This window comes from Rhodohalobacter sp. 614A (assembly GCF_021462415.1).
Taxonomy (GTDB): Bacteria; Bacteroidota; Rhodothermia; order Balneolales; family Balneolaceae; genus Rhodohalobacter.
In genome coordinates this window covers 268,321-276,642 of record NZ_JAKEDS010000003.1, presented here as the reverse complement: position 1 = coordinate 276,642, position 8,322 = coordinate 268,321, and the positions used below count along the sequence as shown (strand labels likewise).

The 8,322-nt window shown below is 39.3% G+C and carries 7 protein-coding genes; 5 read left to right on the top strand and 2 right to left on the bottom strand.

What is annotated here, in order from left to right:
* Positions 1–357 precede the first annotated feature (357 nt).
* Entirely contained in the window at positions 358–930 is a 573-nt protein-coding gene (locus L0B18_RS14960; protein WP_234572605.1) for an RNA polymerase sigma factor, read from the top strand.
* A gap of 10 nt (positions 931–940) precedes the next feature.
* Here L0B18_RS14960 and L0B18_RS14955 read toward each other — a convergent pair whose 3' ends face one another.
* Positions 941–1,663, bottom strand: coding sequence for an SAM-dependent methyltransferase (locus L0B18_RS14955; RefSeq protein ID WP_234572604.1), 723 nt, complete (start codon positions 1,661–1,663; stop codon positions 941–943).
* 76 nt (positions 1,664–1,739) lie between these two features.
* Here L0B18_RS14955 and fni point away from each other — a divergent pair, with 76 nt between their 5' ends.
* Positions 1,740–2,762 (top strand): type 2 isopentenyl-diphosphate Delta-isomerase, encoded by a 1,023-nt coding sequence (gene fni / locus L0B18_RS14950; protein ID WP_234572603.1) that lies wholly within the window; start codon positions 1,740–1,742, stop codon positions 2,760–2,762.
* Positions 2,763–2,785: 23 nt separating this feature from the next.
* Here fni and L0B18_RS14945 read toward each other — a convergent pair whose 3' ends face one another.
* Complete coding sequence (locus L0B18_RS14945; protein ID WP_234572602.1) at positions 2,786–3,667, bottom strand: lytic murein transglycosylase; 882 nt, start codon at positions 3,665–3,667, stop codon at positions 2,786–2,788.
* A gap of 185 nt (positions 3,668–3,852) precedes the next feature.
* Between L0B18_RS14945 and L0B18_RS14940 the strand changes: the two genes are divergently transcribed.
* The 3 genes from L0B18_RS14940 (at position 3,853) to L0B18_RS14930 (ending at position 8,261) form a co-directional block, all read left to right on the top strand.
* Positions 3,853–4,344: an outer membrane beta-barrel protein gene (locus tag L0B18_RS14940; RefSeq protein ID WP_234572601.1), complete on the top strand. Its 492-nt coding sequence runs from the start codon at positions 3,853–3,855 to the stop codon at positions 4,342–4,344.
* A 107-nt stretch (positions 4,345–4,451) separates the two neighbouring features.
* The gene (locus tag L0B18_RS14935) at positions 4,452–6,638 is read left to right on the top strand and encodes an alpha-glucuronidase family glycosyl hydrolase (protein ID WP_234572600.1); all 2,187 of its coding nucleotides are present in this window, start codon (positions 4,452–4,454) and stop codon (positions 6,636–6,638) included.
* A gap of 90 nt (positions 6,639–6,728) precedes the next feature.
* The gene (locus tag L0B18_RS14930; protein WP_234572599.1) at positions 6,729–8,261 is read left to right on the top strand and encodes a TolB family protein; all 1,533 of its coding nucleotides are present in this window, start codon (positions 6,729–6,731) and stop codon (positions 8,259–8,261) included.
* Positions 8,262–8,322 lie beyond the last annotated feature (61 nt).

Genomic DNA, 8,322 nt, shown 5'->3' with positions numbered 1-8,322 from the left:
GTGATACCGGCACATCCGGTGAACAGGGCTACGATTAAAGAGGCGGTTGCAAGTCGGAGGTTAAGTTTTGCTTTCATATCAGTAAGGTTTGTTGTTTTTATTGAATATTAATTTGAATTCTACTGCTCAATGCCAAAATTTTTGATATACTATACATAAGTAGGATGCACAAGAAGGCAGTTTGTTACAGAATAAATATGGAAATTAGAATATATTTTATATTAGTTTTTATAACATAAATATATACAAAGAATATTAAATTTTTTTAAATATATTCATGTATGATGGCTTTCTGCAAAGCATTTTTTAAAAATGATTTTTTTGTAAAGCATAAAGAATCAGACAGTTATCTCTTTTTTGGAACAGAAAAATATTTCGAGTAAAGAATTTTACGAGTTAATTACGTCGGCTAACACCTCTGAAATAAATCGAATATCTAATTTATTTATTCAAAGGATGGCGTTGTATTTGGCTTCTGTCATGAAGGCAAATGACGAGACTGCGAAAGATTGTGCTCAACAAGCTTTTGAAAAAGTTTATACAAAAATCATTGAAGGTTCCATCACCGAAATCAATGATATTTTTGGATATTTAATCCGTTCTGCCCGCAATGAATATCTCATGATTCTCAGAAAAGACAAGGTTGAGGTGCCAAGTGAATACTCTTATTTTTCGGGAGTTATTGGAACAACTGGAGATGAAATAGTGGGCTCTATTTATTCCGAAGAGAGAGAAAAATTACTCGAGTATTGCATCAGTAAATTAAAGAAGGGTAAGCGGACGTTTTTTTTGCAGGTTCTGAAATTTATAAATGAAAAAGACAAAGACGTTGCAAAAAAACTGAATATGAGTCACGGTAATTTTAGAACAAGGAAATCAAGAGTTATAGATGCTCTTAGAGATTGTGTAAAGAATGCGGCCAAAGCCTAATGCATGAAGTTTATTTGGCATTTATCAAGAAAAGAGCTGGGATTTTTTGTAAATCAGGGCGTTTCTCTTCAATCCAATTCCTGATCACTTTTGTTTTTATGTACTCTTCGTCAGAGGTTAAATTTGCTGCAATACACAACTTTGTCGATGGCCGAAGAGTCTCTAATAGTAAAGAGTAGATGGAACTGTTTCTGTGCGGAGTTTCCATAAATACATGTGTAAATCCTGATCTGAATGAATCTCTTTCAAGCTCCTGAATTTTTTGAACACGTTTTGAATCATCTAATGGCAAGTACCCGTGAAATGAAAACTGCTGGCCATTTAGTCCTGATGCCATCAAAGCAAGTAAAATTGAGGAAGGGCCAACAAGTGGAACAATTTCAATATCCTTTTCATGAACCAACTTTGTAAAAACTGCGCCGGGATCGGCAACCCCAGGCGCTCCGGCTTCCGACATGAGGCCAACAGATTGATCTTCCAACAGCTTAAGAAAACTGATGACCTCATGTTCAGGTGTTTTTTTATTTAAAACTCTGAAAGTAATTTCGTGCAGTGGGGTAGGGTGATCTATCCATTGTAAAAAGCTCTGGGCTGTTTGAACTTTCTCAACAATGAAACAATTAAGTTTTTTTATCAATTGAACGGTATAATCCGGTAAAACTGAATTATTCTTACTTTTAGCTATTGGTGTTGGTATTAAATAAAGCGTATTGGTAGATCTCAATGTTTGCATTATGAATGATGAAATAATTCAATTGGTTTGGGAATATAATCGGGTAAAAGCCATTTTATATTCTGTACTATAAACTATGTCAATTCAGAAACGAAAAAAAGAGCATGTTGATTTAAGTGTAAACCAGCAGGTTGCTTATGATAAAAGTGCTGGTTTTAATCAGTTCGACTTTCTTCATAACGCCTTACCTGAGATTAATGTATCGGATGTTGACCTGACAGCTCGTTTTTTGAATAGAGAATTCTCCTTTCCTCTTTTTATATCATCAATGACGGGAGGATATGCAGAAGCAGGAGCGGTAAACACTATTATTGCCGAATTCTGTGAGGAGAAGAACTTGCCTTTTGGGGTAGGTAGCCAACGGGTAATGTTGGAAGATCCTCAACAGGTAGAATCCTTTTCTATTGTACGATCACATGCCCCAACAGCTTTTATTGCGGCAAATATTGGAGGGGCTCAATTAATTGGAGGATTAGAAGAGAAAAAAATTCGCATGATGATTGATAGTATTGAAGCCGATGCAGTCATCGTTCATTTAAATCCGCTTCAGGAATTGATGCAACAGGAAGGAGATCGGAAATTTTCAGGTATAGAAGACGGGATTGCTGACCTGATCAAAAAAGTGGAATGCCCGGTGATTGTTAAGGAAACGGGCGCGGGTATATCATCCCAAGTAGCTCAACGGTTATTAGATCATGGAGTATCTGTAATTGATGTAGCCGGTGCAGGGGGAACAAGCTGGGCAAAAGTGGAAAATCTGCGAGACAATCAAATGGATCCAATGCATGAATTTGATGATTGGGGATTATCGACCGTGGAATGCATTTGCCAGGTTGACTCATTAAGAACAAACTATTCCTTTGAGATGATAGCCTCTGGCGGAATACGTAGCGCTTTTGATATTTTAAAAGCCATGGCTTTAGGAGCTGATTTTACGGCATCGGCTCAACCTATCATAAAAGCGATTGTAGAAGGAGGTTTTGATTCACTTGATGAACTATTTTGCAATTGGGAAAAACAGGCCAGATATATATTAACATTGGTTGGTTGTTCCAAAATCGATGACCTGAAGCCAAACGTTCTTATCAAGAGAACCTAAATCAAACAATAAGAGCGAATGTATTACTCAGAACCGGACGTACTTACGTATTCTTTCTCAGCTTCATCTGCCAGGGCTAATATGGCATCCCGATATAAACTGCTGGGATTGTACCGGTAAACAGCGCCTTCCAGCGAACCTGTCACTTCATAAAAGTGAGCCAGGTAATTGGCAATGGAATGGATATTATTTGTCATGTCGAAAATATCCTCTCCCACAAACCATCGATTAATGGAATACGGGATAAACTGACCGTATGACATCGCTCCTGCATAACTCGATTTGAGCTCAAAAACATCGATATTATTCCGGTTTGTAAAGATCAGAAGTTCTTCCAACTGGGCTTTTGCAAAATCTGCACGATAATCTTCATTATACATAGATACGTAAACATTCAGAGGATTATAGCGACCGATATTTTTCCCGAAATCAGACTCTATTCCAATAATTGCAGCAATAACATATTTAGGAATTTGGTATGTCTCCTGAGCTTCTTGGAGAGGGCTGGAATAGGTTGTCATAAATGCTCCGATACGTCCTTTTTTATCATCGAAGCCCAATACCCGTTTGTAGTCTTCCAGAGTTCCGATTTTCTTTTCGGCTGATTTTCGAAAGCGATCTCCAATTCCATCGTAAATCTCAAATTGCGGATCATCGAGTAGCGATTTTAAATCCAGATCTTTTGATTCGAAATACTCAATCAGAGAATTCAATCTTGTCGGATAAACCTGGTCTGCTGAATCCTCAGAAATTTCTTCCTGAACCATTATTGTACGAAGCGATTCTTCATTTTTTGGCGACGTATTATCAACAGAAACCGGATTAATCAGTAAAAGTTGGCTCGCAAACAGGGGAATAAGAATATTGAATGAATAGGGGTGCATGGTACTTTCTTGTCGGTTCAATGATATTTTTATCATTAATAACAAAAAATGAGCCATAAGTCAAAGTAATTTCGCATAGCTTAAAAAGTAGCTATGACAAACAATGATTATATTTAATTTTGGATAGCTATTTACACTTTGAAATATTGAAATTGATTTTCATATTCATTCAATAAAATTAAAAACTAACACACAGAGTAAACGAGATGAATAAATTTACATATGCTATTATTCTATCATTAGGTATGTTTTTGTTGGCAGCCATTTCTGCACAGGCACAAACAATTACTGCAGGGGGAGGAGTCGGATACGGGAGTAAATCCGAAGATTTTAATTTCCAGGTAAATGCTTATTACAGCATTCCGAATTTGCCACTAAGAATTGGAGGGGATGTGGGTTTTTCAAAACCGGAAGATAATCTTACCCAAATTGAAGGAAATGCAAATGTTCACCTGATGCTGCTGGATAAAGAACTGATAAGTATTTATGGACTGACCGGCTTGAATGTGCTTTATTCGAAAATTTCTGTTGGTGATGTTTCTGATTCCAGCACAGATACCGGATTAAATGTTGGTGGCGGTGCTGAGGTCGACCTGGGTTTCGGAAGGGCATTCGGTGAAGCTAAATATGTTTTGGGCAGCGAAAGAGAAGAACAACTGGTACTTGGAGTAGGTGTTCGTGTAGCTATAACTAATTAGTATTTGAGAGTTTCCGTTTCTAAAAAAAGCCTGATTGTTTAATCAGGCTTTTTTTTTATAAAATAAAGGGTCTCGTAATACAGTATTCTTTTAAAAAAGCCATAACTATGAAAGTATCTGTTTTAACCTTTTTATTACTAGTACTCACCTCAATTTCAATCCATCCAACAGTAACTTTTGGCCAAAATATAGATGATGGATATAGAGCATGGCTTAACTACGAAAAAGTAGAGAATCAAGAATTACTAAATGATTATCGGAATGTTTTGAGTTCCGTGGTGCTGAAGGGAAACTCTCCGACGATGGCTGTAATTAAGGAAGAATTAAATATAGCTCTTCCAGATTTATTGGGTCTTGAGATTTCTTTTTCTGATCAGGTTCAAAATAACGGTACGCTACTGATTGGAACGCCTGAATCTTCCTCTCAAATATCATCGCTTAATTTTGATGAAAAACTGGCTCAAATCGGAGATGAAGGTTACCTGATCGAACACGCTGATTTGGATGGATATCGCTCTCTAGTAATTACTGCGAATACAGATATTGGATTATTATATGGCGTGTTCGGGTTATTAAAACAGATTCAAACTCACCAAAATATTTCTGAGATATCCATTCAAAGTGCTCCAAAAGTGGAATATAGAATGGTCAATCATTGGGATAATTTAAGTCGCCTCGTTGAACGTGGGTACGCCGGACTTTCTATTTGGGATTGGGGAACTTTGCCTGAATACAAACATCCGCGTTATACCGATTACGCCAGGTTAAATGCTTCCATTGGGATTAATGCTACAGCCGTTAATAATGTAAATGCTGATCCCCGAATGTTATCCGATCAATTTTTGGAGAAGCTTGTGGTTCTTGCAGATATTTTTCGTCCGTATGGTATTAAAGTTTTCATATCCATCAATTACCAGGCGCCGATATCGGTTGGAGGGTTGGATACGGCCGATCCTCTTGATCCAAATGTTCGAAATTGGTGGGCAGAAAAAGCGGATCAAATTTATGATATGATACCGGATTTTGGTGGTTTTCTTGTGAAAGCTGATTCCGAAGGACAGCCGGGGCCGTTCGCGTATGATAGAAATCACGCTGAAGGCGCGAATGTTTTGGCAGAAGCTCTTGAACCTCATGGCGGTGTGGTGATCTGGCGTGCATTTGTGTACAGTCCGGAACAGGAGGACCGTTTCCGTGAAGCTTATGATGAATTTGTTCCTCTTGACGGTCAATTTAAAGACAATGTAATTCTTCAGGTTAAAAACGGCCCGATTGATTTCCAGCCAAGGGAACCGTTTTCGCCGCTGTTTGGAGCAATGGAGGAGACGAACACAATGCTCGAACTCCAGATCACTCAGGAATATTTCGGCTTTTCATATCATCTGGCCTATCAGGGAACACTTTTTGAGGAAGCTTTGGACTCCGATACATTCGCGAATGGAGAAGGATCTACGGTCGGAAAAGTTGTGGCCGGAGAAGTTTTTGATTACGAGCACACTGGAATGGCCGGGGTTTTGAACATTGGAACGGATCGTAATTGGACCGGGCATCCGTTTGTTCAATCCAGTTGGTATGCTTTTGGCCGGTTGGCCTGGGATTACACACTTTCTGCCGGCGAAATTGCTGATGAGTGGCTGAAAATGACGTTTACAAATAAACCGGAATTTCTTGATCCCATTAGCGAAGTCATGATGATTTCTCGAGAAGCCGGTGTTAATTATCGATCCCCTCTGGGCTTAACACATCTTTACGCCCAGGGACATCATTATGGTCCCGCACCGTGGACGTCTGATTTGCCACGCCCCGATTGGACGGCAGTTTACTATCACAAAGCAGATGTGGATGGAATTGGATTTGATCGCACCCAGAGCGGTTCAAACGCTATTGAACAGTATCATGAACCGGTTAGGAAACGATTTAATAAAATAGAATCAACACCAGAAGATTACCTGCTGTGGTTTCATCATGTTGACTGGAATTACGAGATGAATTCCGGACGGACACTTTGGGAGGAATTGGTTCATAAATATTACGAAGGAGTTGAACAGGTCCGGTGGATGCAAGAGCAGTGGAATTCTATAGAAGGATTGATTGATGAACATCGGTTTGAACATGTGAAGGCACTACTTGAAATCCAGGAGAAAGACGCTGTTCGATGGCGGGATTCGTGTGTGCTCTATTTTCAAACTTTTTCCGACATGCCGATTCCTGACCAATATGAAAAACCGGAGCATGATTTAGAGTATTATAAATCGCTTGAGAGAAGTTTGTATATCCCGTCACCGCGTTATGACTAGTGCAGCTTTCTGAATTACTTTTTCAAGCCAAAAGATAGTATAATGACAATACAGCCACTGTCTACCTGAACATTTTAAAAATGAAGCGCTATGGTTAAATCGTTTTTTTATTTAATAATTCCGATTCTATTCAGCCTGATCATTGGATTTACAGGATCATTTTCCAGTCACAAAATTAATGATCTGGGAATCTTTGAGAACACACTCGACATCGGTGATGTAAAACATGAGGGGCGTGTATCGTACGATCCGAAAACAGGAGGGTATACTCTCATTGGTTCTGGCGAGAATATGTGGTTTGATCATGATGAATTTCGATATCTCTGGGCTCCCATTCAGGGTGATTTTATCCTTCGTGCCGAACTCGAATTCATAGGTGAAGGTGTAGATCCACACCGGAAAATTGGCTGGACGGTTCGGAATACACTCACTCCTAATTCTGCGATGGTAAATGCGGCGGTTCATGGAAATGGGCTGACATCCCTTCAATATCGAAAAGAAGTGGGTGCAGAAACCCTGGAAAGTGTCTCTTCTGATAGTTTACCGAATGTTGTTGAGTTATCAAGGATTGGCGGTACATTTATCATGAAAACTGCAAAAAAAGGAGAGCCTTTTACCATTGTGGAAGTTTCGGATGTGGAGTTGAGAAACGAGGTGTTTGCCGGTATCTATATCAGTGCTCACAATGCAGACGTGGTTGAAACGGCAGTGTTCAAGAATGTAAGAATTACCAAACCGGCCCCGGCTGATATGACTCAATATCAGCAATATCTGGGAAGCCGATTGGAGATACTCGATATCGAAACGGGAATTCAGAAAGTAATTCACAGAAGTGAACATTCCATTCAGGCTCCAAATTGGACGGTAGATGATAAGCGTCTAGTTTTTAATTCGAATGGATATTTATACAATTATTGGTTTGATGACGGTAAAATTACGTATCTGAATACCGGAAATATTACCAATAATAACAACGATCATGTTCTTTCTTTGGATGGCACCATGATCGGGATCAGTAGCCAACATCCTGAGACGGGAAGTTCCACGATCTATATCATGCCTGTTGAGGGAAGCGACAATCCGAAACAAGTTACAAAACCAGAGGCTGGCCATTCGTTTCTACATGGAATTTCGCCGGATAATCAAACCGTGATATTTACCGGTTTCCGAAATGGCAATCCCAACCTTTTTGGTGCTGATGTAAATACCGGGGAGGAAACTCAGCTGACCGATACACCTACTTTGGATGACGGATCGGAATATTCACCGGATGGAAAGTATATTTACTTCAATTCCAATCGAACAGGAGCAATGCAAATTTGGCGAATGGATGCCGACGGAAGTAATGAAACACAGCTCACTTTTGATGAGGATTTCAACGATTGGTTTCCGCATATTTCGCCGGACGGTAAAAAGATGGTTTTTGTGAGTTTTGGAACCGATGTAGATTCCGGAGACCATCCTTTCTACAAAAATGTAACGCTCCGCATGATGCCTGTTGAAGGTGGAGAACCGAAAATTATTGCATATTTGTATGGTGGACAAGGAACCATCAATGTGCCGAGTTGGTCACCCGATAGCAAAAAAATTGCGTTTGTAAGCAATACCGGCCGATTTTTTTAAAAATTCACATTCCTTCACATTCTGTTGTGATGGATAATCCGCGAAGTTTATAAAGATAACG

Excerpts from the sequence above, each read along its gene's own strand:
- L0B18_RS14955 (WP_234572604.1), bottom strand. The coding sequence starts at position 1,663 with ATGCAAACATTGAGATCTACCAATACGCTTTATTTAATACCAACACCA.
- fni (WP_234572603.1), top strand. The coding sequence starts at position 1,740 with ATGTCAATTCAGAAACGAAAAAAAGAGCATGTTGATTTAAGTGTAAAC.
- L0B18_RS14940 (WP_234572601.1), top strand. The coding sequence starts at position 3,853 with ATGAATAAATTTACATATGCTATTATTCTATCATTAGGTATGTTTTTG.
- L0B18_RS14935 (WP_234572600.1), top strand. The coding sequence starts at position 4,452 with ATGAAAGTATCTGTTTTAACCTTTTTATTACTAGTACTCACCTCAATT.
- L0B18_RS14930 (WP_234572599.1), top strand. The coding sequence starts at position 6,729 with ATGGTTAAATCGTTTTTTTATTTAATAATTCCGATTCTATTCAGCCTG.